This window comes from Geopseudomonas sagittaria, assembly GCF_900115715.1.
Classification (GTDB): Bacteria; Pseudomonadota; Gammaproteobacteria; order Pseudomonadales; family Pseudomonadaceae; genus Geopseudomonas; species Geopseudomonas sagittaria.
This window is the reverse complement of record NZ_FOXM01000021.1, coordinates 23,614-49,164: the sequence shown is the minus strand read 5'-3', so window position 1 is coordinate 49,164 and position 25,551 is coordinate 23,614. Positions and strand designations below refer to the sequence as shown.

The window sequence follows — 25,551 nt, the reverse complement described above, 5'->3', positions numbered from 1 at the left end:
GCTCGACGTAGTGCTCGAGGGCCTTGGCCATGTCCAGGACGCGCAGCTGGATGTGCCCTGGGCGCATTACACCTTTCTTCATCTCGACACCTCTTGTCTTTGTTGTGGGGTCTAGCGTGGTTCGTTGGAAGCTATGCAGCGGGGACGCGCCGGCTAGCGCGCCGGCTCGCCCGGCGCCGGGCGCTGGATGGCCAGGTCGCTGCGCGGAAACAGCCGGCAGGCGAGTACCTCGCCACGCGCCCGCGCCTCGGCCGGCACGTGGCGGCTGCTCATCCGCCCGCAGTCGAACTCGCCGCTGAGCACCTGCACCTTGCACAGGCCACAGCCACCGCCGCGGCAGCCGACCGGCACGCAGTGCTGGCGCTGCTGCTCCATGGCGGCAAGCACCGTCTGCTCATCGCTGCAGCTGAAGCTGGTCCCACTGTGGGTTTCGGTAATGCGGAAGGATTGGCCCATGGGTCACCTCAGTTCCGCTGGGGCAGCGCGGCAGGCGCGCTGGCGGAGCCGTCGAGGTCGACGCCCGTGGCCACTGGGGAGATCAGGTCTGACTGCAGGTTGCCCAGCGCGCCAAAGGCAATGACGAGGGTGAGGGCAGCGATTTCCTGGATGCGGGCACGGCGCCGTACGCGGGCGCCGCAGGGGGAGGGCTGGCGGATTGACCCCAGCGCATGGATCTTGGCTTGAACGCTCATGTCGACCGTACCGTTTTGTTTTTGTGTCGGTTGGCGGCAGCAGGCTGATCGCTTCGCGCACTCCGCTGGCGGGCGGCGTCAGACAGCTCTGCTTGTACGCAACACCGGAGCAACGGTTGTGCCAAGCTTGTCCGTCACCCTCGCCATCAAGCCACAAGCATTTGATTTATAAGCATTTTTTAATTTACATCGGGCGAGCGTAAGCGGCCGATGCAGCTTCGCGCCGTACGGACAGGCGTATCTGGGCAGGCAATTTTCACCATTTGCTCAAGATATCGGTGGATGGCGGGGCGATTGATCAGCAAATCGTCAATCCAGACGCGTTGTGGGCAATGCTCCAAAACCTCAACTGGTGGATTTTTTGATCATTTGGTTGAATTATTTCCGCAAACCGGCTTCCATGCAGCTGTCTGCGCCGCGAATCAGGCTTCTCGCCCGCGCACCTGCCTGCTCGCCGCTGCCCCGCATCCACCAGCCCTGCGGGAGCCGGCAGCCCCCGCCACAACAACAACCAGGGGATTTGCCTGATGGCCATCAAGTACAAGCCGCAACTGCAATACCCGGACATCCAGGACCTCAGCAACCAGATCCGCTTCGTCAGCCAGGAAGGCAAGATCTGGCTGGGCGAGCAGCGCATGCTGCTGATGCCGCTCTCCGCGCTGGCCAACTTTCGCCGCGAGATGGTCGACCTGCTCGGCATCGAGCGCGCCAAGGGCTTCTTCCTGCGCCTGGGCTACCAGTCCGGCCTCAAGGACGCCGAGCTGGCGCGCAAGCTGCGCCCGGACTCCAGCGAACTGGACATCTTCCTCGCCGGCCCGCAGCTGCACATGCTCAAGGGCATGCTGCGCTCGCGGCCGATCGAGGTGGACCTCGACGTCGAGAAGGGGCGCTTCTACGCCGAGATCGACTGGCTGGACTCCTTCGAGGTGGAGATCTGCCAGACCGAGCTGGGCCTGATGGACCAGCCGGCCTGCTGGACCCTGCTCGGCTACGCCTGCAGCTACACCTCGGCGTTCATGGGCCGCGAGATCATCTTCAAGGAAGTCAGCTGCCGCGGCCGCGGCGACGACAAGTGCCGGGTGATCGGCAAGACCGCCGAGGAGTGGGCCGACGCCGCCGAGTTCAAGGCCTACTTCAAGAGCGACCCGGTGATCGAGGAGCTCTACGAGCTGCAGTCGCAGGTCGCCACCCTGCGCAGCCGCCTGCAGACCCACGACGGCCAGTACTACGGCGTCGGCCAGTCGCCGGCCTACCAGCGCATCTGCCAGACCATCGACAAGGCCGCGCGCGGCAAGGTCTCGGTGCTGCTGCTCGGCGAAACCGGGGTGGGCAAAGAGGTCATCGCGCGCAGCGTGCACCTGCGCAGCGCCCGCGCCGAGCAGCCGTTCGTGGCGGTCAACTGTGCGGCGATTCCGCCGGACCTGATCGAGGCGGAACTGTTCGGCGTGGAGAAGGGCGCCTACACCGGCGCCACCCAGTCACGTGCCGGGCGCTTCGAGCGGGCCAGCGGCGGCACCATCCTCCTCGACGAGGTGATCGAGCTGACCCCGCGCGCCCAGGCCACCCTGCTGCGCGTGCTGCAGGAAGGCGAACTGGAGCGGGTCGGCGGCGAGCGCACGCGCAAGATCGACGTGCGGGTGATCGCCGCCACCAACGAGAATCTGGCCGATGCGGTGCAGGCCGGGCGCTTTCGCGCCGACCTGTTCTACCGCCTCAACGTGTTCCCGGTGCAGATCCCGCCGCTGCGCGAGCGCCGCGAGGACATCCCGCTGCTGGCCGAGCATTTCCTCAAGAAGTTCCACGCCGAGTACGCCAAGAAGACCCTCGGCCTCTCCGACCGCGCCCTCGAGGCCTGCCAGCACTACGCCTGGCCGGGCAACATCCGCGAGCTGGAGAACGTCATCGAGCGCGGGGTGATCCTCACCGACAGCAACGAGAGCATCAGCGTCGAGGCGCTGTTTCCCGGGCTGCTGCTCGAGGGGCAGAACAGCGACGTGCGCCTGTCCAGGGCCGGCGAGCTGACCAGCGATACCGCAACGGCGGCGGTGCACTGGGTCGAGCAGATCCTGGAGAGCGGCATCAGCCTCGACGAGGTGGAGGCGATCCTGATGCGCGAGGCCATGCAGCGCAGCCAGCAGAAGGTCTCGCGCGCCGCGCGCCTGCTCGGCGTGACCCGCCCGGCGCTGGCCTACCGGCTGAAGAAGGCCGAGGGTGGCATGCCGGGCGGCTAGCCCGCCCCGGCCTCACCTGTTCCACGTGGAACACTCACAGGCGCATCAGCACTTCCTCGGCCGGCACGTACGGCAACTTGTGCGCCTGCGCCACGCCGGCATTGCTGATCGCGCCGGCGGCGACGTTGAGCCCGTTGCGCAGGTGCACGTCCTCCTCCAGCGCGCGCCGGCTGCCCTTTTCGGCCAGGGCGACGACGAAGGGCAGGGTGGCGTTGTTCAGCGCCAGAGTCGAGGTGCGCGCCACGCCGCCGGGCATGTTGGCCACGCAGTAGTGGACCACCTCGTCGACCACGTAGGTCGGATGGGTGTGGGTGGTCGGCCGCGAAGTCTCGGCGCAGCCGCCCTGGTCGATGGCCACGTCGACCAGCACCGCGCCGGCCTTCATCTGCCGGACCATGCCGGCGCTGATCAGCTTGGGCGCCGTCGCCCCGGGAATCAGCACGCTGCCGACCACCAGATCCGCCGCCAGGACCAGCTCGCTCAGCGCCGCGCGGGTCGAGTAGCGGGTGGCGATGCGGTTGCCGTACTGGGCATCCAGGCGGCGCAGGGCCTCCATGTTCTTGTCGAGGATGGTCACCTCGGCGCCGAGACCGATGGCCATCGCTGCGGCATGACTGCCGACCACGCCGCCACCGACGATCACCACCTTGCCCGGCGCCACCCCCGGCACGCCGCCGAGCAGCACGCCACGCCCGCCACTGGCCTTCTCCAGACAATGGGCGCCGACCTGGATCGACATACGCCCGGCCACCTCGGACATCGGCGCCAGCAGCGGCAGCCGGCCCTTGGCATCGGTGACGGTCTCGTAGGCGATGCAGGTGGCGCCGCTGGCCAGCAACTCGTCGGTCTGCGGCCGGTCCGGCGCCAGGTGCAGGTAGGTGAACAGGGTGTGCCCCGCATGCAGGCGGGCGCGCTCCGAGGCCAGCGGCTCCTTGACCTTGACGATCAGCTCGGCCTCGGCGAACACCTGCTCGCCATCCGCGGCGATTCGCGCCCCGGCCTTCTCGTAGTCGGCATCGCTGAAGCCGATGGCCGCCCCCGCCTGGGTCTCCACCCAGATGTGGTGGCCGAGCGCGCGCAGTTCGGCGACTGACTGCGGAGTCAGGCCGACGCGATACTCGTGGTTCTTGATTTCCCTGGGGACACCGATACGCATGGCAGTTCTCCGTAGCCGCACATGGACTTTTCCTGAGCGTAGCACGGGGCCAGCACTCCGCCGCCGACCAACGGCGGTACAACCTCCGCGCGCAAATGGTCGCGCGCTTTTGACGGCGGCGGCCGCCTGCGGCCTAATGCATGCCCACCCGCCAGCCCGAGTGCCGCCATGCCCCTTCCGTCGTCCAGCGCCGTCATGCGCCCGAGCACCCTGCACCTGCCGCCGGGCGCCTGGGCCACGGTGCTCGACTGCCTGTGCGACCACTTCCCGGCCATCGACCGCGCCACCTGGCTGGCGCGCATGCAGCGCGGCAAGGTGCTGGATGGCGACGGCGCGCCGCTCGACGCCGCGCATCCCTACCGGGTCGGCCTGCGCATCCACTATTTCCGCGAGGTGGCGGAGGAGACGCCGATTCCCTTCAGCGAGGAGATCCTCCACCTCGACGAGCACCTGCTGGTGGTGGACAAGCCGCACTTCCTGCCGGTGATCCCCTCCGGACCCTACGTCGAGGAAACCCTGCTGGCGCGCCTGACCCGCCGCCTGGGCAATCCGCAGCTGGTGCCACTGCACCGCATCGACCGCCACACCGCCGGACTGGTGCTGTTCTCCACCAACCCGGCCAGCCGCGACCACTATCACGCGCTGTTCCGCGAGCGGCAGATCGACAAGCACTACGAGGCGATCGCCCCGGCGCTGGCGCAGCTCGACTTCCCGTACCGCCACACCAGCCGCATGGTGCGCGGCGAACCCTTCTTCCGCATGCAGGAGGCGCCCGGCACGCCGAACAGCGAGACGCTACTGGCGGTGCTCGAGCGCAACGGCGAGCTGTGGCGCTACGCGCTGCAGCCGGTCACCGGCAGGCAGCACCAGCTGCGCGTGCACCTGGCCGCCCTCGGCGCACCGATCTGCAACGATCCCTTCTATCCCCAGCCGCTGCCGGCCGACGTCGCCGACGACTACCGCCGTCCGCTCAAGCTGCTGGCCCGCGGCCTGCGCTTTCGCGATCCGCTGAGCGGCGAGCAGCGCGCGTTTGCCAGCCGCCTGCAGCTCGACTGGTAAGCGCTGCCGGCAACAGGAGCACGCCATGCCCGCCAATCTGTTCCAGCCGCTGCCCGATGCCCGCAGCGGCGAGTGCTTCGACGACCTGCTCAGCCGGCCCGGCTGCAGGGTCGAGCGCATCGTCTCCCACGGCCAGACCAGCCCGCCGGGCTTCTGGTACGACCAGGCTTGGGACGAATGGGTGCTGCTGCTCAGCGGCAGTGCCGTGCTGCGCCTCGAGCCGCAGGCCGACCCCGTCGCCCTGCGGCCCGGCGACCACCTGCTGATCCCGGCCGGCGTGCGCCATCGCGTCGAAGCCACCGCCGCGGGCGAGCCGACGGTGTGGCTGGCGGTACACTGTGGCGAAGCCGCTGCGCCCGTGCGGGCGGGCGAGTCGCCAGCCGCGCGCGCCGAACCGCAAGGAAACCCCGCCCCGTGAACACCCCGGATGTCGTCTCGCCCCTGGTCGCCTACCAGCAGGCCATCGACCAGCACGGCTTCGTCGCCGATGCGGCGCAATGGCAGGCCGTACAGCGGCTGGAAGCCTGCCACCAGGCCCTGCACCGGCGGTTTGATCCGCTGGCGCCGCCGCGCGGGGTGTACCTGTGGGGGCCGGTCGGGCGCGGCAAGACCTGGCTGATGGACCGCTTCCACCACAGCCTGCGCATCCCGGCGCGGCGCCAGCACTTCCACCATTTCATGCGCTGGGTGCACCGCCGCCTGTTCCAGCTCACCGGTACGCCGGAGCCGCTGCAGGCGCTGGCCGGCGAACTGGCGGCGGAAGTGCGCGTGCTGTGCTTCGACGAGCTGTTCGTCAGCGACATCGGCGACGCCATGCTGCTCGGCCCGCTGCTGCAGGCGATCTTCGCCGCCGGGGTGACGGTGGTCGCCACCTCCAACCAGCCGCCCGAGCAGCTGTATGCCGACGGCTTCAACCGCGAGCGCTTCCTGCCGGCGATTGCCGCCATCCAGCAGCACATGCAGGCGCTCGCCGTCGACGGCGGCCAGGACCACCGCCTGCACCCCGGCGCGCCGCAGCCGCGCTACTGGATCGCCGACCCGGCCGGGAGCAGCGCCCTGCGCACGGTATTCGACCGCCTGAGCGCGGGCCAGCCGCTATCCACGGCGCCCATCGAACTGGGCCGGCGGCGCATCGCCGCCGTGCAGCACAGCACCACGGTGGTCTGGTGCCGCTATGCCGAGCTGTGCGAGCAACCGCTGTCGGCCTTCGACTTCGTCGCCCTGTGCGACCGCTTCAGCGCCATCCTGCTCGGCGACGTACCGCGCCTCGGCGGCCGGCAACGCGCGGCGAAGATTGCCCGCGGCACCGAGGACGGCAGCGAACGGGTGGTCGCCGGCGACCGCCAGCTGCCGGCGCTGGCCGTCCACGACGACAGCGTGCGCCGCTTCATCGCCCTGGTCGACGAATGCTACGACCGCCGCGTGCCGCTGTACCTGGAGGCCGCCGTGCCGCTGGAAGAGTTATACACAGAAGGCTATCTGGAATTCCCGTTCCGCCGCACCCTGAGCCGGCTGCGGGAGATGCAGCTGGCGCGGTTCGGCGACCGCTGTGGATAACCTCTGCGCCGGCTTCAGCGGCGCAACAGCCGATCGGCCGCCGCAATGATCCGGCGCACCTGGCCCACGGTCTGCGCCGTCAGCGCCATGGCGATATGCGACCGCAACTGGCCCTCGAGAATCTGCGCGTTGTAGACCCTCAGCGCAAAGACCACGCTGGCCCGCAGCGACATATCCACAGCCCTGCTGTCGGGCAGGCTCAGCCCGGCCGCGTCGACCAGCACGCGGGCGCCCAACTGGCTGGCGTCGTTCATGTTGTCCATAGCTAGCGCTTTCTCCAAGAGTTACCCACAGTTTCGGCAGCATCGGACCGCTACTTGAGCCCATTCGCCGCTCAGTAAAACAAAACCCCCGGCGAACCGAGTCCGCCGGGGGTTTTGTCTGCCTCACCTGTGGATAACCGGGTTATCCACAGATTTTGCTGTCACACATCCAGATTCGACACCGCCAGGGCGTTGGTCTCGATGAATTCGCGGCGCGGTTCGACGGCGTCGCCCATCAGGGTGTTGAAGATCTGGTCGGCGGCGATGGCATCCTCGATGGTCACCTTGAGCATGCGGCGCACCGCCGGGTCCATGGTGGTTTCCCACAGCTGCTCGGGGTTCATCTCGCCGAGACCCTTGTAGCGCTGGATGCTGTGCCGCTTGGTGCTTTCGGTCATCAGCCAGTTGAGCGCTTCCTTGAAGGTGGTCACCGGCTTCTTGCGTTCGCCACGCTGCACGTAGGCGCCTTCCTCGAGCAGGCTGTTGAGCTGCATGCCGAGGTCGGTGACGGTGCGGTAGTCGTTGCTGGCGAAGAAGTCGCGGTTGAAGGTCACGTAGCTGGACAGGCCGTGGGCGACCAGCTCGACCTCCGGCAGCCACAGGTGGCGCTCGCGATCCTCGCGCAGGCTGAGCTGGTAGCTCTGCCCGGACTTTTCCACCGCCTTGAGACGCTCGCCCAGGCTGGCCAGCCAGGTCTGCATGGCGGCATGGTCGGCCAGCTGCTCGACGTCGACGCGCGGCAGGTAGACGAAGTGCTCGGTGATTTCCTGTGGATAGAGTCGCGACAGGCGGGCGAGGGTCTTCATCACCGTGCGGTAGTCGTTGACCAGGGTCTGCAGCGCGGTGCCGGACAGGCCCGGGGCGCTCTCGTTGACGTGCAGGCTGGCGTCCTCGAGGGCCGACTGGGTCATGTATTCCTCCATGGCCTCGTCGTCCTTGATGTACTGCTCCTGCTTGCCCTTCTTGACCTTGTACAGCGGCGGCTGGGCGATGTAGATGTAGCCGCGCTCGACCAGCTCGGGCAGCTGGCGGAAGAAGAAGGTCAGCAGCAGGGTGCGGATGTGCGAACCGTCGACGTCGGCGTCGGTCATGATGATGATGTTGTGGTAGCGCAGCTTGTCGATGTTGTACTCGTCGCGGCCGATGCCGCAGCCCAGCGCGGTGATCAGCGTGCCGACCTCCTGGGAGGAGATCATGCGGTCGAAGCGGGCGCGCTCGACGTTGAGGATCTTGCCCTTGAGCGGCAGGATCGCCTGGGTCTTGCGGTTGCGGCCCTGCTTGGCGGAGCCGCCGGCGGAGTCACCCTCGACGATGTAGAGTTCGGAGAGGGCGGGGTCCTTCTCCTGACAGTCGGCCAGCTTGCCGGGCAGGCCGGCGATGTCCAGCGCGCCCTTGCGGCGGGTCATCTCGCGGGCCTTGCGCGCCGCCTCGCGGGCGCGGGCGGCGTCGATCATCTTGCCGACCACGGCCTTGGCCTCGTTGGGGTTTTCCAGCAGGAAGTCGGCGAACTGCTTGCCCATTTCCTGCTCGACCGCGGTCTTCACCTCGGAAGAGACCAGCTTGTCCTTGGTCTGCGAGCTGAACTTGGGGTCCGGCACCTTGACCGAGATGATCGCGGTCAGGCCTTCGCGGGCGTCGTCGCCGGTGGTGGCCACCTTGAACTTCTTCGCCAGGCCTTCGGCCTCGATGTAGTTGTTCAGGTTGCGGGTCAGCGCCGAGCGGAAGCCGGCCAGGTGGGTGCCGCCGTCGCGCTGCGGGATGTTGTTGGTGAAGCAGAGGATGTTCTCGTTGAAGCTGTCGTTCCACTGCAGCGCCACTTCCACGCCGACGCCGTCTTCCTCGCGCTGCACGTTGAAGTGGAACACCTGATTGACCGGGGTCTTGTTGGTGTTCAGGTAGTCGACGAAGGCCTTGAGGCCACCCTCGTAGCGGAACTCCTCTTCCTTGCCGCTGCGCTCGTCCTTGAGGACGATGCCCACCCCGGAGTTGAGGAACGACAGTTCGCGCAGGCGCTTGGCGAGGATGTCCCAGCTGAAGTGGATGTTGTGGAAGGTTTCGGCCGAAGGCTTGAAGTGGATCTGCGTGCCGGTGCTGTCGGTGTCGCCGACCGGCGCCAGCGGGGCCTGCGGCACGCCGTGCACGTAGGTCTGTTCCCACACCTTGCCGCTGCGGCGCACGGTCAGCACCAGCAGTTCGGACAGCGCGTTGACCACCGACACGCCGACGCCGTGCAGGCCGCCGGAGACCTTGTAGCTGTTGTCGTCGAACTTACCGCCGGCGTGCAGCACGGTCATGATGACCTCGGCCGCGGAGACGCCTTCTTCCTTGTGGATATCCACCGGAATGCCGCGACCGTTGTCGCGCACGGTGATCGACTCGTCGGTGTGGATGGTGATGCTGATGTCGTTGCAATGACCGGCCAGCGCCTCGTCGATGGAGTTATCCACAACTTCGAAGACCATGTGGTGCAGACCGGTACCGTCGTCGGTGTCACCGATGTACATGCCGGGGCGCTTGCGTACGGCGTCCAGACCTTTCAGCACCTTGATGCTGGAGGAGTCGTACGTGTTGTTCTCGCTCATGCCTTAACTCCCGAGGATTCAATACGGCCATGCTCCACGTGGAACATGGCGACCGGCGTATCCGTGCGCCAGCCGTCTTTGAGGGTTTCGCCGTCGACGCCGGTGATGAATACCTGGCAGTCGAGGTCTTCCAGCAGGCGGCACAGTGCGTGCCGGTGCTGTTCGTCGAGTTCCGAGGGCAGGTCGTCCACCAGGTAGACGCACTGTCCGTGTTTGGCCTGGTTGACCAGGTGGCCCTGGGCGATGCGCAGGGCGCAGACCACCAGCTTCTGCTGGCCGCGCGAGAGGATGTCGGCGGCGTTGTGGCTGCCGATGCGCAGGCGCAGGTCGGCACGCTGCGGTCCGGCCTGGGTGTGGCCGAGCTGCTGGTCGCGAAGCAGGCTGGCCGCCAGCACCTCGTCCAGGCTGCGTTCGCGGTCCCAGCCGCGGTAGTAGCTGAGGGTCAGTTCCGGCAGTTCGACCAGCTGCGCCAGGGTGCGTTCGAACACCGGCTTGAGCGCCTGGATGTAGGCGCGGCGGTACTCGTCGATCACCTCGCTGGCCAGGGCCAGTTCGCGGTCCCAGGCCGCCTGCGCAGCGGGGTCGATTCTACCATGGCGCAGCCACGAGTTCCGCTGCCGCAGGGCTGCCTGCAGGCGCTGCCAGGCGCCGAGAAAGCGTGGTTCCACGTGGAACACGCCCCAGTCGAGGAACTGCCGGCGGATCTTCGGGGCGCCTTCGAGCAGGCGGAAGCTGTCCGGGTTGATCAGCTGCAGCGGCAGCACCTCGGCCAGCTGTGCGGCGCTGCGCGCGTTCTGGCCGTCGATGCGGATCTGGCAGTCGCCGTTGCGCTCGCGGGCGATGCCGAGACTGCTCTGCCGGCCGTCGGCCAGCTGCACCAGGCCGAACACCACGGCGCGCTCCTGGTCGTGCTGGATCACCGGGGTCAGCCGGGTGCTGCGGAACGAGCGGGCCAGGCCGAGCAGGTGGATGGCTTCCAGCACGCTGGTCTTGCCGCTGCCGTTGTCGCCGTGCAGCAGGTTGATGCGCGGCGAGGGCAGCAGCTCCAGCGGCTGCAGGTTGCGGATGGCGCTGACGCTCAGGCGGATCAGCGACATGGACAGCCGCCAGAAGCGGAGACAAGGGCAGCTGACAGCTTGTGCACAAGGTTATCCACAAGGTTGTCGACCCACATGCGGCACAGTCCGTGGCGGGGCAGACCCTGTGGCGGGTGCATCCACATCTTATCCACAGGATCCGCTCGACTCGGTCACAGGCGCATCGGCATCACGACGTAGGACGAATCGTCGTTGTCGGCTTCCTGCAGCAGGGCGCTGCTGTTGGCATCGGCGAGGGTGATGCGCACCTGGTCGGCGGTCATCACGCCGAGCACGTCGAGCAGGTAGCTGACGTTGAAACCGACCTCCAGGGCGTCGCCGAAGTAGTTGACCTGCACCTCTTCCTCGGCCTCTTCCTGCTCCGGGTTGTTGGCCTGGATCTTCAGCTGGCCGTTGCTCAGCTGCAGGCGGATGCCGCGGTACTTCTCGTTGGAGAGGATCGCCGTGCGGCTGAACGCCTCGCGCAGGGCCTGGCGGTCACCGACGACCAGCTTGTCGCCATTGCGCGGCAATACGCGCTGATAATCGGGGAACTTGCCGTCGACCAGCTTGGAGGTGAAGGTGAACTCGCCGGTGGTGGCGCGGATGTGGTGCTGACCGAGGACGATGCTGATCGCCTCGTCCGGCGCGGTCAGCAGGCGTGCCAGCTCGAGGATGCCCTTGCGCGGCACGATGACCTGGTGCTTGTCGGCCGCTTCGATGCCGGCCTCCAGCGAGCACAGCGCCAGACGGTGGCCGTCGGTGGCCACCGCGCTGAGGCGGCCGGCGTTGACCTCCAGCAGCAGGCCGTTGAGGTAGTAGCGCACGTCCTGCTGGGCCATGGCGAAGCTGGTGCGCTCGATCAGCCGGCGCAGCTTGCTCTGCGCCACGGCGAAGGTCAGCGAACCCTGGCTTTCCTCCACCGAGGGGAAGTCGTTGGCCGGCAGGGTGGACAGGCTGAAGCGGCTGCGCCCGGCCTTGATCAGCAGTTTCTGCTCGTCGACGCGGATGTCGACCAGCGCGTCGCTGGGCAGGCTCTTGCAGATGTCCATCAGCTTGCGCGCCGGCACGGTGATCTCGCCGGCTTCGGCCGGCTCTTCGAGCTGCACGCGACCGACCAGCTCGACCTCGAGGTCGGTGCCGGTCAGCGACAGCTGCTGGCCCTGTACCACCAGCAGCACGTTGGACAGCACCGGCAGGGTCTGCCGGCGTTCGACGACACCGGCGACCAGTTGCAGCGGCTTGAGCAGGGCTTCGCGTTGAATGGTGAAATGCATCTTGAGTCCTTGGCCTCTGGAGGCGCGCCCGTCAGGTGGTCAGGGTACGCAGCAGGTTCTTGTAGTCTTCGCGAATGTCGGCATCTTGCTCGCGAAGTTCGGCGATCTTGCGGCAGGCGTGCAGCACGGTGGTGTGGTCGCGACCGCCGAAGGCATCGCCGATTTCCGGCAGGCTGTGGTTGGTCAGTTCCTTGGACAGGGCCATGGCCACCTGGCGCGGACGCGCCACCGAGCGCGAGCGGCGCTTGGACAGCAGATCGGCGATCTTGATCTTGTAGTACTCGGCCACAGTGCGCTGGATGTTGTCGATGCTGACCAGCTTGTCCTGCAGGGCGAGCAGGTCCTTGAGCGACTCGCGCACCAGCTCGATGCTGATCTCGCTGCCGGTGAAGTGGGCGTGGGCGATCACCCTTTTGAGCGAGCCTTCCAGCTCGCGCACGTTGGAGCGGATGCGCTGGGCGATGAAGAAGGCGGCGTCGTGCGGCAGGTCGACCTTGGCCTGCTCGGCCTTCTTCATCAGGATCGCCACGCGGGTTTCCAGCTCCGGCGGCTCGACCGCGACGGTCAGGCCCCAGCCGAAGCGCGACTTCAGGCGCTCTTCCAGGCCCTCGATCTCCTTGGGGTAGCGGTCGCTGGTGAGGATCACCTGCTGGCCGCCCTCGAGCAGGGCGTTGAAGGTGTGGAAGAACTCCTCCTGGGAGCGCTCCTTGCGGGCGAAGAACTGGATGTCGTCGATCAGCAGGGCGTCCACCGAGCGGTAGAAGCGCTTGAAGTCGTTGATCGCGTTGAGCTGCAGGGCCTTGACCATGTCGGCGACGAAGCGCTCGGAATGCAGGTAGACCACCTTGGCATTCGGGTTCTTCTTCAGCAGGTGGTTGCCCACCGCGTGCATCAGGTGGGTCTTGCCGAGGCCGACGCCGCCATACAGGAACAGCGGGTTGTAGCCGTGCTTGGGGTTGTCGGCCACCTGCCAGGCGGCGGCGCGCGCCAGCTGGTTGGACTTGCCCTCGACGAAGTTCTCGAAGGTGAAGTTGCGGTTCAGGTAGCTGGTGTGTTTCAGGCCGCCCTCGACCTGCACGGTGCGCTCGGTGCGCACCAGCGGCGCGCTCTGCACCTCGGTCACCGCCTTGCTCGCCGCCGCTGATTCGGCGCTGGCCACGGCGCTGTCGGCCGCCGTCGGCTCGAACATCGGCGCCGACGCCACCTGGGCCACCTGCGCGCTCGGCGCGGCGGGCGCCGGGCGGGGCGCGGCCGGCCGCTTGCTGCCGATCAGCAGCGACAGCGCCGGCATCTGGCCGTTGCCGCGCTCGCCCATCAGCTCGAGCAGGCGACCGATGTACTTCTCGTTGACCCAGTCGAGCACGAAACGGTTGGGCGCGTACACGCGCAACTCGTCGCCGTGCGTCTCGACCTGCAGCGGACGGATCCAGGTGTTGAATTGCTGGGAAGGCAGCTCATCGCGCAGGACCTCCACGCATTGCTGCCACAGTTCCACGGACACTCGGTTTCCCTCGCTAGGAAAGCGTCTTGATAGACAGGGCAAAGGACGCATTGTAGCGGCGCGCCGCAAAGTTATCCACATGGCGAGTCAGCTCCTGCATCTGTTGCAGGAGCAAATTCACGCTTTCTCCGCCGACAAGGCCCGAGGTTCTCCAAGCCATGTGGATAACCGGCCTGCAAAAGCTCCCGGAGCCCTTGGGAAAACTTGGTCGACAATCCGCCTGTGGATAAAAATGCCTTTCATCCCCAGCTTTCCCCACGGACCCACACACCCGCAGCCCACCTTCTCGACAACCTTTTGCTTCCGGCAAAGCCTTGTGGATAAAGGGCTGCGCATGGTTATCCACAGAAAACGGGCTGTGTATATATCATTACCAAAACGATCTTTTAAGAATCTTTCTTCGTTTATGTTGTTTGTGCACAAGGGAAAAGCCGCGTCGGACCGATCCGCTCACTCGGACCTCCTCGACCCGCAGAGAATGACCGCCGCCACGTGCAGGAGCGACACCAGGCGCTCAGGAAGGCCTGTGGATTAGCGTGGCAACCTGCTGGTTGGAAATTGACCTACGCCGCCGCTTTCTCTAGAATCGCCGGTCTCTTTAACTGCGGACCCCTTCCGGGTCCCTGTGATCACTAGGTAAATGACCAATGAAACGCACCTTTCAGCCCAGCAATCTGAAGCGCGCCCGCACCCACGGCTTCCGTGCGCGCATGGCAACCAAGAACGGTCGTGCAGTCCTGTCGCGTCGCCGCGCCAAGGGCCGCAAGCGTCTGACCACAGTCTGATTGCCCGGAACGGGTGGTGAGTCGGAGTTTCGGCCGGGACAAGCGTCTGCTCACGTCCCGACAATTCACGGCAGTCTTCGACTCCCCCACCGGCAAGGCTCCCGGCAAGTCCGTTCTGCTGCTGGCCCGTGAAAACGGCCTCGATCATCCACGCCTCGGCCTGGTGATCGGCAAGAAGAGCGTCAAGCTTGCCGTCGAGCGCAATCGCCTGAAGCGCCTCATCCGCGATTCCTTCCGTCTGCATCAGGAGATGCTCGCCGGTCTGGATATCGTGATGGTCGCGCGCAAGGGTCTCGGCGATCTGGACAATCCCGAATTGCACCAGCAGTTCGCCAAGCTCTGGAAACGCCTGGCACGCAGCCGGCCTGCGCCGCAAGCCCGCCCCGAACAGCCCCTGGCCGACGGATCCCATGCGTAAACTGGCCCTCGCCCTGATCCAGTTCTATCGCTATGCCATCAGTCCCCTGATGGCCAGTCGCTGCCGCTTCTATCCCAGCTGCTCCTGCTACGCCCACGAAGCCATCAGTGCGCATGGCTTTGCTCGTGGTGGCTGGCTGACCCTGCGTCGGCTGTCCCGCTGCCACCCCTGGCATGCCGGTGGTTATGACCCGGTGCCAGCTTCCCGTACGTCCCGACCCTCATCGATGGCCGAATAAAATCATGGACATTCAACGCTCGATACTGATCGTCGCTCTGGCAGTCGTGTCTTACATCATGGTTCTCAAGTGGAACGAGGACTACGGCCAGCCGCAGATGCCGCCGCAGGCGGTGGCCAGCACCGCCGCGCAGTCGCAGTCGCTGCCTACCGGCGAGGCCCAGGGCAACGGCAGCGCCGACGTGCCCAGCGCCAGCAACCAGCAGAACGAACCGGCCAGCCAGGTCGCCGCCACCGGCCGTGCGCTGATTCAGGTGGAAACCGATGTGCTCAAGCTGGCCATCGATCCGCAGGGCGGCGACGTGGTGCAGCTGGCGCTGCCGGCCTACCCGCGCAGCCTGCAGAACCGCGACGTGCCGTTCGCCCTGTTCGACAACGGCAACGAGCGCACCTACATCGCCCAGAGCGGTCTGGTCGGCGACGGTCCGGATGCCCGTGCCAGCGGTCGTCCGCTGTACAGCGCAGAAAAGCAGCAGTACCGCCTGGCCGACGGCCAGGATGAGCTGGTGGTCGAGCTGAAGTTCAGCGAGGCCGGCGTCGACTACGTCAAGCGCTTCAGCTTCAAGCGCGGCGACTATGCCTTCGCGGTCAGCCATCGCATCGCCAACCACAGCGACAAGCCGTGGAACGGCAACCTGTTCGCCCAGCTCAAACGCGACGCCAGCGGCGATCCGTCGCAGACCAGCGCCACCGGCATGGCCACCTACCTGGGTGCCGCACTGTGGACGGCCGACGAGCCGTACAAGAAAGTCCCGATGGGCGACATGGACGACGCGAACCTGCGCGAAACCGTGCAGGGCGGCTGGGTCGCCTGGCTGCAGCACTACTTCGTCACCGCCTGGGTGCCGAGCAAGGACGACACCAACCAGGTCAGCACCCGCAAGGACAGCCAGGGCAACTACATCATCGGCTTCGTCGGTCCGCAGCTGAACGTGGCCGCCGGCGCCAGCGCCGAAACCAGCGCCACCCTGTACGCCGGTCCGAAATCCCAGGACAAGCTCGAGGCGCTGTCGCCGGGTCTCGAACTGACCGTCGACTACGGCTTCCTGTGGTTCATCGCCCAGCCGATCTTCTGGCTGCTGCAGGTTATCCACAGCATCCTCGGCAACTGGGGCTGGTCGATCATCGTCCTCACCGTGCTGATCAAGCTGGCGTTCTTCCCGCTGTCGGCAGCCAGCTACAAGTCCATGGCGCGCATGCGCGCAGTGGCGCCCAAGCTGCAGGCCCTGAAGGAGCAGTACGGCGACGATCGCCAGAAGATGTCCCAGGGCATGATGGAGTTGTACAAGAAGGAGAAGATCAATCCGCTGGGCGGCTGCCTGCCGATCCTGGTGCAGATGCCGGTGTTCCTCGCCCTGTACTGGACCCTGCTGGAAAGCGTGGAAATCCGCCAGGCGCCGTGGCTGGGCTGGATCGTCGACCTGTCGATCAAGGATCCGTACTTCATCCTGCCGATCATCATGGGCGCCACCATGTTCTTCCAGCAGACCCTCAACCCGACGCCGCCGGATCCCATGCAGGCGCGGGTGATGAAGCTGATGCCGATCATCTTCACCTTCTTCTTCCTGTGGTTCCCCGCCGGTCTGGTGCTGTACTGGGTGGTCAACAACGTCCTCTCCATCGCCCAGCAGTGGTACATTAACCGCAAGATCGAAGCGGCCATGAACAAGGCCTGAATCAGCTGCCGCGAGTGATTCCCCGAGTGCAGACGCCCCCTTGTGGGGCGTCTTGCTATCCGCCATCCGGAGACCGCCATGCAATCCGTCCGTGACACCATCGCCGCAGTCGCCACCGCGCAGGGTCGCGGCGGGGTCGGTATCGTCCGCGTTTCCGGTCCGCGCGCGCGGGCCATCGCCATCAGCCTCAGCGGCCGCGAGCCCGAGCCGCGCCACGCCTACTACTGCGCGTTCTTCGCCGACGACGGCGAGGTGATCGACCAAGGCCTGCTGCTGCTGTTCCGCGGGCCGAACTCGTTCACCGGCGAGGACGTGCTCGAGCTGCAGGGCCACGGCGGCCCGGTGGTGCTCGACATGCTGCTGCGCCGCTGCCTGGAGCTGGGCGCGCGGCTGGCGCGCCCCGGCGAATTCAGCGAACGCGCCTTCCTCAACGACAAGCTTGACCTCGCCCAGGCCGAGGCGATCGCCGACCTGATCGAGGCGAGCAGCGAACAGGCAGCGCGCAACGCCGTGCGCTCGCTGCAGGGCGAGTTCTCGCGCAAGGTGCAGCGCCTGGCCGACCGGCTGATCGAGCTGCGCATGTACGTCGAGGCGGCCATCGACTTCCCCGAGGAGGAGATCGACTTTCTCGCCGACGGCCACGTGCTCGGCCAGCTCGACGGCGTGCGCAGCGAACTGCTGGCGGTGCAGCGCGAGGCGGGGCAGGGCGCCCTGCTGCGCGACGGCATGACCGTGGTGATCGCCGGGCGGCCGAATGCCGGCAAGTCCAGCCTGCTCAACGCCCTGGCCGGGCGCGAGGCGGCGATCGTCACCGAGATCGCCGGCACCACCCGCGACGTGCTGCGCGAACATATCCACATCGACGGCATGCCGCTGCACGTGGTCGACACCGCCGGCCTGCGCGACACCGAGGATCAGGTGGAACGGATCGGCGTCGAGCGCGCGCTCAAGGCCATCGGCGAGGCCGACCGCGTGCTGCTGGTGGTCGACGCCACCGCGCCGGAGGCGCTCGATCCGTTCGCCCTGTGGCCGGAATTCCTCGACCAGCGTCCCGACCCGGCCAGGGTCACCCTGATCCGCAACAAGGCCGACCTGTCCGGCGAGGCGGTGCGCCTGGAAACCTGCAGCGATGGCCACGTCACCCTCAGCCTGTCGGCGCGCCAGGGGGCCGGCCTCGACCTGCTGCGCGAGCATCTCAAGGCCTGCATGGGCTTCGAGCAGACCACCGAAAGCAGCTTCAGCGCCCGCCGCCGCCACCTCGACGCCCTGCGCCAGGCTGGCGCCTGCCTCGACCACGGCCGCCAGCAGCTGACCCTGCTCGGCGCCGGCGAACTGCTCGCCGAGGACCTGCGCATGGCCCACCAGGCGCTCGGCGAGATCACCGGCGCCTTCACCCCCGACGACCTGCTCGGGCGGATCTTCTCCAGCTTCTGCATCGGCAAGTAGCCGAGCGCCACCCGGCCAGTCGACCCGCGCGGCGGCTGGCCATTGCCTTTCCCCCCTCCCCGGACCCGCTTTCAGCAGCGGGCCCGAGCCTCGTTGCGCCTGCACCCCGCGGCGTTTTCGCCTGGTCACCATCGCATCCCAGTTGTGCACACAAAAATCGCGGCGCATAAGCTCTGTGGACAACTCATCACAAGCTCCGTAGACAAGACGGCGTTCCGCCTGTGGATAAGCCTGGCTGTGGATAAATGACTTGTCCACACACAGGCTCAACCCGGTTGTCCAGAGCCCTCACGGGTGCTTGCATACAGCCTTATTCAGTGCATAACTAATTGATTTTAAAGGGCTATATAAAACTATCCACAGAAACTGTGCACACCTATAACAAGCTCTAAAACAAGCCTTTAAAAAATCCTTCTTTCTCTTTTCTTGTTGATCACGCATTCCGATCGATCCCCCGACCGACTGGCTATTTTTTGTCCACACTGCTTCATTCACCCCGGATAAGCCTCTATACTGCGCGGCTCTCTGAATTCCCTTCCCAAACAGGCACGAGGTGCGTGGTGGATTTCCCTTCCCGTTTTGATGTGATCGTCATCGGTGGCGGCCATGCCGGTACCGAAGCGGCACTGGCAGCAGCACGCATGGGGGTGAAAACCCTGCTGCTAACCCACAACGTGGAAACCCTCGGCCACATGAGCTGCAATCCGGCCATCGGCGGGATCGGCAAGAGCCATCTGGTCAAGGAAATCGATGCCCTCGGCGGCGCCATGGCCGAGGCTACCGACAAGAGCGGTATCCAGTTCCGCATCCTCAACAGCCGCAAGGGCCCGGCGGTACGGGCGACCCGCGCGCAGACCGACCGCGCGCTGTACAAGGCCGAAGTGCGCCGCATCCTGGAAAACCAGCCGAACCTGTGGATATTCCAGCAGTCCGCCGACGACCTGATCGTCGAGGGCGAACAGGTGCGCGGTGTGGTCACCCAGATGGGCCTGAAATTCCACGCCGACAACGTGGTGCTGACCGCTGGCACCTTCCTCGGCGGACTTATCCACATCGGTCTGCAGAACTACTCCGGGGGACGCGCCGGCGATCCGCCGTCGCTGGCCCTGGCCAGGCGCCTGCGCGAGCGGCCGCTGCACGTCGGCCGCCTGAAGACCGGCACGCCGCCGCGCATCGACGGCCGCTCGGTGGATTTCTCGCTGATGACCGAGCAGGCTGGGGATAACCCGGTGCCGGTGATGTCGTTCCTCGGTTCGCGCGAGCAGCATCCGCAGCAGGTCAGCTGCTGGATTACCCACACCAACGCGCGCACCCACGAGATCATCGCCGGCAACCTGGACCGCTCGCCGATGTATTCGGGGGTGATCGAGGGCATCGGCCCGCGCTACTGCCCGTCGATCGAGGACAAGATCCACCGCTTCGCCGACAAGGACAGCCATCAGGTGTTCATCGAGCCGGAAGGCCTGAGCACTCACGAGCTGTATCCCAATGGCATCTCCACCTCGCTGCCGTTCGACGTGCAGCTGCAGATCGTCCGCTCGATCCGCGGCATGGAGAACGCCCACATCGTGCGTCCCGGCTATGCCATCGAGTACGACTTCTTCGATCCGCGCGACCTCAAGTACTCGCTGGAGACCAAGGTGATCGGCGGGCTGTTCTTCGCCGGGCAGATCAACGGCACCACCGGCTACGAGGAAGCCGGCGCCCAGGGCCTGCTCGCCGGCGCCAACGCCGCGTTGCGCGCCCAAGGCCGCGAGGCCTGGTGTCCGCGCCGCGACGAGGCGTACATCGGCGTGCTGGTCGACGACCTGATCACCCTCGGCACCCAGGAGCCGTACCGCATGTTCACCTCGCGCGCCGAGTACCGGCTGATCCTGCGCGAGGACAACGCCGACCTGCGCCTGACCGAGAAGGGCCGCGAACTGGGTCTGGTCGACGACCGCCGCTGGGCGGCGTTCTGCGCCAAGCGCGAGGGCATCGAGCGCGAGGAACAGCGCCTGAAGAGCAGCTGGGTGCGTCCGGGCACCGCCCAGGGCGACGCCATCGTCGCGCGCTTCGGCACCCCGCTGACCCACGAGTACAACCTGCACAACCTGCTGGCCCGTCCGGAGATCGACTACGCCGGACTGGCCGAGATCACCGGCGAGTCTGTGGATAACCCGCAGGTGGCCGAGCAGGTGGAAATCCGCATCAAGTACGCCGGCTACATCGACCGCCAGCAGGAGGAGATCGAGCGCCTGCGCGCCAGCGAGGACACCGCGCTGCCGGACGACCTCGACTACGCCGGCATTTCCGGGCTGTCCAAGGAAATCCAGGGCAAGCTCGGCGCCGCCCGCCCGCAGACCCTCGGCCAGGCTTCGCGGATTCCCGGAGTCACCCCGGCGGCCGTGTCGCTGCTGCTGATTCACCTGAAGAAACGCGGCGCCGGCCGCCAGCTGGAGCAGAACCTCTGATGTCCGCCGTGACCCCGGCCCACGCCGCCGAACTGGCGCGCGGCGCCGCCCAGCTCGGTGTCGAGCTGAACGACCTGCAGCAGCAACAGCTGCTCGCCTACCTGGCCCTGCTGATCAAGTGGAACCAGGCCTACAACCTCACCGCCGTGCGCAATCCCGACGAGATGGTGTCGCGCCACCTGCTCGACAGCCTGAGCCTGGTGCCGTTCGTCCGCGCGGGCGGCGACAGCTGGCTGGACGTCGGCAGCGGCGGCGGCATGCCGGGCATCCCGCTGGCCATCCTGTTCCCCGAGCGGCGCTTCACCACCCTGGATTCCAACGGCAAGAAGACCCGCTTCCAGACCCAGGTCAAGCTGGAACTCAAGCTGGCCAACCTGGAAGTTGTCCACAGCCGGGTGGAAAACTTCCAACCGGCGCAGCCGTTTGCCGGCATAGTGTCGCGGGCGTTCAGCTCGCTGGCGGATTTCGCCCACTGGACCCGCCATCTGGGCGACGCCGAGACCCGCTGGCTGGCGATGAAGGGCCAATATCCACACGACGAACTCGCCGCGTTGCCGGCGGACTTTCGCGTCGAAGCCGAACATGTGCTGCAGGTGCCCGGTTGCCAGGGCCAGCGCCATCTGCTGATACTGCGCCGCAGCGCCTAAGGGAGAGACTGCCGAGCATGGCTAAAGTATTTGCGATCGCCAATCAGAAGGGCGGGGTGGGCAAGACCACCAGTTGCGTCAACCTGGCCGCCTCGCTGGTGGCCACCCAGCGCCGTGTGCTGCTGATCGACCTCGATCCGCAGGGCAACGCCACCACCGGCAGCGGCGTGGACAAGCTCAATCTCGAGCATTCGGTCTACGACGTGCTGGTCGGCAACTGCGACCTGGCCCAGGCCATGCAGAGTTCCGAGCACGGCGGCTACCAGCTGCTGCCGGCCAACCGCGACCTCACCGCCGCCGAGGTCACCCTGCTCGACCTGCCGAACAAGGAGCAGCGCCTGCGCCAGGCGCTGGCGCCGATCCGCGACAACTACGACTTCATCCTGATCGACTGCCCGCCGGCGCTGTCGATGCTGACCATCAACGCGCTGGTCGCCGCCGACGGGGTGATCATCCCCATGCAGTGCGAGTACTACGCACTGGAAGGGCTGTCCGACCTGGTCAACAGCATCCAGCGCATCGGCCAGCTGCTCAATCCGAGCCTGCGCATCGAGGGCATCCTGCGCACCATGTACGACGCGCGCATCGGCCTGACCAACGAGGTCACCGCGCAGCTGCAGGCGCACTTCGGCGAGACCCTCTACGAAACCACCATCCCGCGCAACGTGCGCCTGGCCGAGGCACCCAGCCACGGCATGCCGGCGCTGGTCTACGACAAGGCCTCGCGCGGGGCCAGGGCCTACCTGGAACTGGCCAGGGAACTGGTCACCCGTCAGCGCCGCGTCAAGCGCGCCGTCACCGCTTGAGGAGTAGCACATGGCTGTGAAGAAACGCGGTCTCGGTCGCGGCCTGGACGCCCTGCTCGGCGGCACCAGCGTCAGCGCTCTGCAGGAGCAGGCGGCCAAGGTCGATCGCCAGGAGCTGCAGCAGCTGCCGCTCGACCTGCTGCAGCGCGGCAAGTACCAGCCGCGCCGCGACATGAATCCGCAGGCGCTCGAGGAGCTGGCGCAGTCGATCCGCCGCCAGGGCCTGATGCAGCCGATCGTGGTGCGTCCGATCGATGGCGAGCGCTACGAGATCATCGCCGGCGAACGGCGCTGGCGGGCCAGCCAGCTGGCCGGCCTGGAGCGCATCCCGGCGCTGGTCCGCGAGGTCAGCGACGAGGCGGCGATCGCCATGGCGCTGATCGAGAACATCCAGCGCGAGGACCTCAATCCGATCGAGGAAGCCGTCGCCCTGCAGCGCCTGCAGCAGGATTTCCAGCTGACCCAGCAACAGGTCGCCGACGCGGTGGGCAAATCGCGTGTGACCATTGCCAACCTGCTGCGTCTCATTGCCCTGCCGGATGAAGTAAAGACCCTGCTGGCCCATGGCGATCTGGAGATGGGCCACGCCCGTGCGCTGCTCGGCTTGCCGGCCGCGCAGCAGGTGGAAGGGGCGCGACATGTTGTCGCGCGCGGCCTCACCGTTCGGCAGACCGAAGCGCTGGTTCGCCAGTGGCTGAGCGGCAAGCCCGAAGCAGTCGCGGTCAAGGCCGATCCGGACATCGCCCGCCTCGAGCAGCGCCTGGCCGAGCGCCTTGGCGCGGCGGTGCAGATCCGCCACGGCGACAAGGGCAAGGGCCAGCTGGTGATCCGCTACAGCTCGCTGGATGAGTTGCAGGGCGTGCTGGCGCATATCCGCTGACATATGCGGACATGTAGCGAATGGCTATTTTTGACTACCTGACAGTTGAACGGGGGAATTTACCCCCCTATACTCCCGGCGCAATTTTTGCCGGCATAGAGTCTGCGCTGCAGACGGTCCAGCAACACGGAAGCGGGGCAACGCGGTGAAAATTCGCAACAAGACCCCCCTGCATCGCCTGGCGGTGTTTCCGTTGCTGCTGACGCAGCTGGCGGTGGCTGTGCTGGCTGCTACAGTCGGTTGGCTGTGGAAGGGTCCGGTTGCCGGATACTCCACGCTGCTCGGCGGCATGATAGCGCTGGTGCCGAACCTGTACTTCACGTACAAAGCGTTTCGTTACTTCGGAGCGCGTTCGGTCGACGCCATCGTCCAGTCCTTCTGGTCGGGCGAGATGGGCAAACTGATTCTGACGGCAGCGTTGTTTGCGCTGGTGTTTGCAGGAGTGGAGCGGTTGAACGTGGCGGCGCTGTTTGTCGGCTACGGACTGGTGCTAGGCACCTCCGCATGTTCCCTCCTGCTGGTGAAAGGCTTTCCAAAGCATTAGAGCATTGAGGCGTTTATGGCTAACACACCGGCTGAATACATTCAGCACCACCTGCAGAACCTGGTCTTTGGCTCCCACCCGGTAAACGGCTGGAGCTTTGCCCAGAACCACGAACAAGTGAAGGAAATGGGCTTCTGGGCCATCCACGTCGACACCCTCGGGTGGTCGGTGGCGATGGGCATGGTGTTCCTGTTCCTGTTCAGTCGCGTCGCCAAGCGGGCCAACGCCGGTGTTCCCAGCGGCCTGCAGAACCTCGTGGAAATGGTCATCGAGTTCGTCGAGGGCGTGGTCAAGGACACCTTCCACGGCCGCAACCCGGTGGTCGCCCCGCTGGCGCTGACCATCTTCGTCTGGGTGTTCCTGATGAACAGCCTGAAGTGGATCCCGGTCGACTACATCCCGGGTCTGGCCAGCCTGATGGGCGTGCCCTACTTCAAGATCGTGCCGACCGCCGACCCGAACGGCACCTTCGGCCTGTCCCTCGGCGTGTTCATCCTGATCCTGTTCTACAGCGTCAAGGTCAAGGGCTTCGGCGGCTTCACCAAGGAGCTGGCGTTCACCCCGTTCAACCACTGGTCGCTGGTCCCGTTCAACCTGTTCCTCGAGATCCTCGGCCTGCTGACCAAGCCGCTGAGTCTCGCCCTGCGTCTGTTCGGCAACATGTACGCCGGTGAGGTGGTGTTCATCCTCATCGCCCTGCTGCCGTTCTTCGCGCAGCCGTTCCTGAATGTGCCTTGGGCGATCTTCCACATCCTGGTGATCCCGCTGCAGGCCTTCATCTTCATGGTGCTGACAGTGGTCTACCTGAGCGCTGCCCACGAAGACCACCACTGAGTCAGTGGAACCAACCCTAGTCTTAACCACGAAACCTTAACCTTTAAAAAACCTCAGGAGCTGTTATGGAACTCGTCTACATCGCCGCCGCCATCATGATCGGTCTGGGTGCTCTGGGCACCGGTATTGGCTTCGCCCTGCTGGGCGGCAAGCTGCTGGAATCCACCGCGCGTCAGCCGGAGCTGGGCGCCCAGCTGCAAACCAAGACCTTCCTGATGGCCGGTCTGCTCGACGCCGTGCCGATGATCGGCGTTGGTATCGCGATGTACCTCATCTTCGTTGTTGCCGGCTAAGTTCAGGCATCCGCGGATTTTTGGCCGGTCTGCGCCAGCGCGCAGTCCGGCCTGCCGAGGCTCTGACTACCCGGACCCACGAGATAGCACGAGGTAAATCGCTGTGAACATTAACTTGACGCTGTTCGGTCAAACGATTTCCTTCGCTATTTTCGTCTGGTTCACCATGAAGTTTGTGTGGCCGCCGATCACGGCTGCCATGCAAGCCCGCCAGAAGAAAATTGCCGAAGGTCTGGATGCCGCCGGCCGTGCCCAGCGCGACCTGCAACTGGCCCAGGAAAAAGCTGCCCAGACGCTCCGTGAAACCAAGGAGCAGGCTGCCGAGATTCTCGACAAGGCGAGCAAGACCGCCAACGCGATCGTCGAGGAATCCAAGCAGCAGGCCCGTAGCGAAGGCGAGCGTCTGCTTGTCGCCGCCAAGGCCGAAATCGAGGTTGAAGTGAATCGCGCCAAGGATCAACTGCGCGCCCAGGTAGCGGCTCTCGCCGTCGCTGGTGCCGAGAAGATCCTGGAGTCCTCCGTGGACGCCAAGGCACACAACGATCTGGTCGCAAAACTGGCCTCCCAACTCTAAGCGAGGCGAGCGATGGCAACTATCAATACGCTTGCTCGGCCTTATGCGAAAGCCGCTTTCGAGTTCGCTTCCGCCGCCAAACAAACCGATGCCTGGTCGAACATGCTGGCTCTGAGCGCCGCCTTCGTGGAGTCTCCCGAAGTCATCGCCCAGCTGCATAACCCGGCCCTGACCCACGACCGCAAGGCCGGGGTTCTGGTTCAGCTGTGCGCTGAAAGCATCGACGAGTCGTTCCGCAACTTCGTGGCGGCACTGGGTGAAAACGATCGCCTGGAGCTGCTGCCGACCGTGCGCGACCAGTTCGAGCTGCTCAAGGCGGAAGCCGAGCGTTCGATCGAGGTCGAGGTCGAAACGGCTCACGAACTGAGCGCCGAACAACTCCAAACTCTGGCTGCCGCCTTGTCGAAGCGGCTAGATCGTACCGTCCAGCCTACCCCGGTCGTCAATCCCGCCCTTATCGGCGGTTTGATCATTCGTGCGGGTGACCTGGTTATCGACGGTTCGGTCCGCGGCAAACTGAACCAGTTGGCCGAAGCGTTGAAATCCTGATTTGAGGGGCATGGC

At 66.0% G+C, this 25,551-nt stretch carries 26 protein-coding genes; 18 read left to right on the top strand and 8 right to left on the bottom strand.

Going from position 1 to position 25,551, the window contains the following annotated elements:
- Positions 1-153 precede the first annotated feature (153 nt).
- Both BM297_RS19320 and BM297_RS19315 read right to left on the bottom strand, forming a co-directional pair.
- Positions 154-456, bottom strand: coding sequence for a 2Fe-2S iron-sulfur cluster-binding protein (locus BM297_RS19320; protein WP_092434845.1), 303 nt, complete (start codon positions 454-456; stop codon positions 154-156).
- A gap of 8 nt (positions 457-464) precedes the next feature.
- Positions 465-692 carry a hypothetical protein gene (locus BM297_RS19315; protein WP_092434842.1) on the bottom strand — a complete coding sequence of 76 codons (228 nt, stop codon included), beginning with the start codon at positions 690-692 and terminating at the stop codon, positions 465-467.
- A 527-nt stretch (positions 693-1,219) separates the two neighbouring features.
- Between BM297_RS19315 and BM297_RS19310 the strand changes: the two genes are divergently transcribed.
- A complete protein-coding gene (locus BM297_RS19310; protein WP_092434839.1) occupies positions 1,220-2,923 on the top strand; it encodes a sigma-54-dependent Fis family transcriptional regulator in 1,704 nt (567 codons plus the stop codon).
- 34 nt (positions 2,924-2,957) lie between these two features.
- Here the strand turns inward: BM297_RS19310 and ald are convergent, their stop codons facing one another.
- Positions 2,958-4,079 (bottom strand): alanine dehydrogenase, encoded by a 1,122-nt coding sequence (gene ald, locus BM297_RS19305; RefSeq protein WP_092434836.1) that lies wholly within the window; start codon positions 4,077-4,079, stop codon positions 2,958-2,960.
- 168 nt (positions 4,080-4,247) lie between these two features.
- Here ald and BM297_RS19300 point away from each other — a divergent pair, with 168 nt between their 5' ends.
- Genes BM297_RS19300 through zapE form a run of 3 tightly spaced genes read left to right on the top strand, consistent with a single transcriptional unit; the run spans position 4,248 to position 6,695 of the window.
- Entirely contained in the window at positions 4,248-5,138 is an 891-nt protein-coding gene (locus BM297_RS19300; protein WP_092434833.1) for a pseudouridine synthase, read from the top strand.
- A 25-nt stretch (positions 5,139-5,163) separates the two neighbouring features.
- Positions 5,164-5,556, top strand: coding sequence for a cupin domain-containing protein (locus BM297_RS19295; protein ID WP_092434830.1), 393 nt, complete (start codon positions 5,164-5,166; stop codon positions 5,554-5,556).
- On the top strand, positions 5,553-6,695 hold the full coding sequence (gene zapE / locus BM297_RS19290; RefSeq protein ID WP_175526691.1) for a cell division protein ZapE: 1,143 nt from the start codon (positions 5,553-5,555) through the stop codon (positions 6,693-6,695). Before BM297_RS19295 ends, zapE begins: the two co-directional genes overlap by 4 nt.
- A gap of 14 nt (positions 6,696-6,709) precedes the next feature.
- On the opposite strand, the gene BM297_RS19285 is transcribed toward zapE, so the two are convergent.
- The 5 genes from BM297_RS19285 to dnaA all read right to left on the bottom strand — a co-directional run bounded on the left by BM297_RS19285 (position 6,710) and on the right by dnaA (position 13,394).
- A complete protein-coding gene (locus BM297_RS19285; RefSeq protein WP_092434827.1) occupies positions 6,710-6,958 on the bottom strand; it encodes a hypothetical protein in 249 nt (82 codons plus the stop codon).
- Positions 6,959-7,119: 161 nt separating this feature from the next.
- Entirely contained in the window at positions 7,120-9,540 is a 2,421-nt protein-coding gene (gene gyrB, locus BM297_RS19280; protein WP_092434824.1) for a DNA topoisomerase (ATP-hydrolyzing) subunit B, read from the bottom strand.
- Positions 9,537-10,637 (bottom strand): DNA replication/repair protein RecF, encoded by a 1,101-nt coding sequence (gene recF, locus BM297_RS19275; RefSeq protein WP_092434819.1) that lies wholly within the window; start codon positions 10,635-10,637, stop codon positions 9,537-9,539. The genes gyrB and recF overlap by 4 nt, the downstream gene beginning before the upstream one ends.
- A 152-nt stretch (positions 10,638-10,789) precedes the next feature.
- The gene (dnaN, locus tag BM297_RS19270; RefSeq protein ID WP_092434817.1) at positions 10,790-11,893 is read right to left on the bottom strand and encodes a DNA polymerase III subunit beta; all 1,104 of its coding nucleotides are present in this window, start codon (positions 11,891-11,893) and stop codon (positions 10,790-10,792) included.
- A 31-nt stretch (positions 11,894-11,924) separates the two neighbouring features.
- Positions 11,925-13,394: a chromosomal replication initiator protein DnaA gene (gene dnaA / locus BM297_RS19265; protein WP_092434814.1), complete on the bottom strand. Its 1,470-nt coding sequence runs from the start codon at positions 13,392-13,394 to the stop codon at positions 11,925-11,927.
- 647 nt (positions 13,395-14,041) lie between these two features.
- Here dnaA and rpmH point away from each other — a divergent pair.
- The 14 genes from rpmH to BM297_RS19195 all read left to right on the top strand — a co-directional run bounded on the left by rpmH (position 14,042) and on the right by BM297_RS19195 (position 25,536).
- Positions 14,042-14,179, top strand: coding sequence for a 50S ribosomal protein L34 (rpmH, locus tag BM297_RS19260; protein WP_090313513.1), 138 nt, complete (start codon positions 14,042-14,044; stop codon positions 14,177-14,179).
- A 13-nt stretch (positions 14,180-14,192) separates the two neighbouring features.
- Positions 14,193-14,597 (top strand): ribonuclease P protein component, encoded by a 405-nt coding sequence (rnpA, locus tag BM297_RS19255; RefSeq protein WP_092434811.1) that lies wholly within the window; start codon positions 14,193-14,195, stop codon positions 14,595-14,597.
- Entirely contained in the window at positions 14,590-14,835 is a 246-nt protein-coding gene (gene yidD / locus BM297_RS19250; protein WP_092434808.1) for a membrane protein insertion efficiency factor YidD, read from the top strand. The genes rnpA and yidD overlap by 8 nt, the downstream gene beginning before the upstream one ends.
- A gap of 4 nt (positions 14,836-14,839) precedes the next feature.
- Entirely contained in the window at positions 14,840-16,510 is a 1,671-nt protein-coding gene (gene yidC, locus BM297_RS19245) for a membrane protein insertase YidC (protein ID WP_092434806.1), read from the top strand.
- Positions 16,511-16,588: 78 nt separating this feature from the next.
- Complete coding sequence (mnmE, locus tag BM297_RS19240; RefSeq protein ID WP_092434803.1) at positions 16,589-17,956, top strand: tRNA uridine-5-carboxymethylaminomethyl(34) synthesis GTPase MnmE; 1,368 nt, start codon at positions 16,589-16,591, stop codon at positions 17,954-17,956.
- Positions 17,957-18,516: 560 nt separating this feature from the next.
- The gene (gene mnmG, locus BM297_RS19235) at positions 18,517-20,409 is read left to right on the top strand and encodes a tRNA uridine-5-carboxymethylaminomethyl(34) synthesis enzyme MnmG (protein WP_092434800.1); all 1,893 of its coding nucleotides are present in this window, start codon (positions 18,517-18,519) and stop codon (positions 20,407-20,409) included.
- Positions 20,409-21,056, top strand: coding sequence for a 16S rRNA (guanine(527)-N(7))-methyltransferase RsmG (gene rsmG / locus BM297_RS19230; RefSeq protein WP_092434798.1), 648 nt, complete (start codon positions 20,409-20,411; stop codon positions 21,054-21,056). The genes mnmG and rsmG overlap by 1 nt, the downstream gene beginning before the upstream one ends.
- Positions 21,057-21,073: 17 nt before the next feature.
- A complete protein-coding gene (locus BM297_RS19225; RefSeq protein ID WP_092434795.1) occupies positions 21,074-21,862 on the top strand; it encodes a ParA family protein in 789 nt (262 codons plus the stop codon).
- Positions 21,863-21,872: 10 nt separating this feature from the next.
- A complete protein-coding gene (locus tag BM297_RS19220) occupies positions 21,873-22,742 on the top strand; it encodes a ParB/RepB/Spo0J family partition protein (protein WP_092434793.1) in 870 nt (289 codons plus the stop codon).
- 145 nt (positions 22,743-22,887) lie between these two features.
- The gene (locus tag BM297_RS19215) at positions 22,888-23,286 is read left to right on the top strand and encodes a F0F1 ATP synthase subunit I (RefSeq protein ID WP_092434790.1); all 399 of its coding nucleotides are present in this window, start codon (positions 22,888-22,890) and stop codon (positions 23,284-23,286) included.
- Between the two features lie 15 nt (positions 23,287-23,301).
- Positions 23,302-24,120 carry a F0F1 ATP synthase subunit A gene (gene atpB / locus BM297_RS19210; protein ID WP_092434787.1) on the top strand — a complete coding sequence of 273 codons (819 nt, stop codon included), beginning with the start codon at positions 23,302-23,304 and terminating at the stop codon, positions 24,118-24,120.
- Positions 24,121-24,185: 65 nt separating this feature from the next.
- A complete protein-coding gene (gene atpE / locus BM297_RS19205; RefSeq protein WP_072325766.1) occupies positions 24,186-24,413 on the top strand; it encodes a F0F1 ATP synthase subunit C in 228 nt (75 codons plus the stop codon).
- 103 nt (positions 24,414-24,516) lie between these two features.
- The gene (locus BM297_RS19200; RefSeq protein ID WP_090313488.1) at positions 24,517-24,987 is read left to right on the top strand and encodes a F0F1 ATP synthase subunit B; all 471 of its coding nucleotides are present in this window, start codon (positions 24,517-24,519) and stop codon (positions 24,985-24,987) included.
- A 12-nt stretch (positions 24,988-24,999) separates the two neighbouring features.
- The gene (locus tag BM297_RS19195) at positions 25,000-25,536 is read left to right on the top strand and encodes a F0F1 ATP synthase subunit delta (RefSeq protein WP_092434785.1); all 537 of its coding nucleotides are present in this window, start codon (positions 25,000-25,002) and stop codon (positions 25,534-25,536) included.
- Positions 25,537-25,551 lie beyond the last annotated feature (15 nt).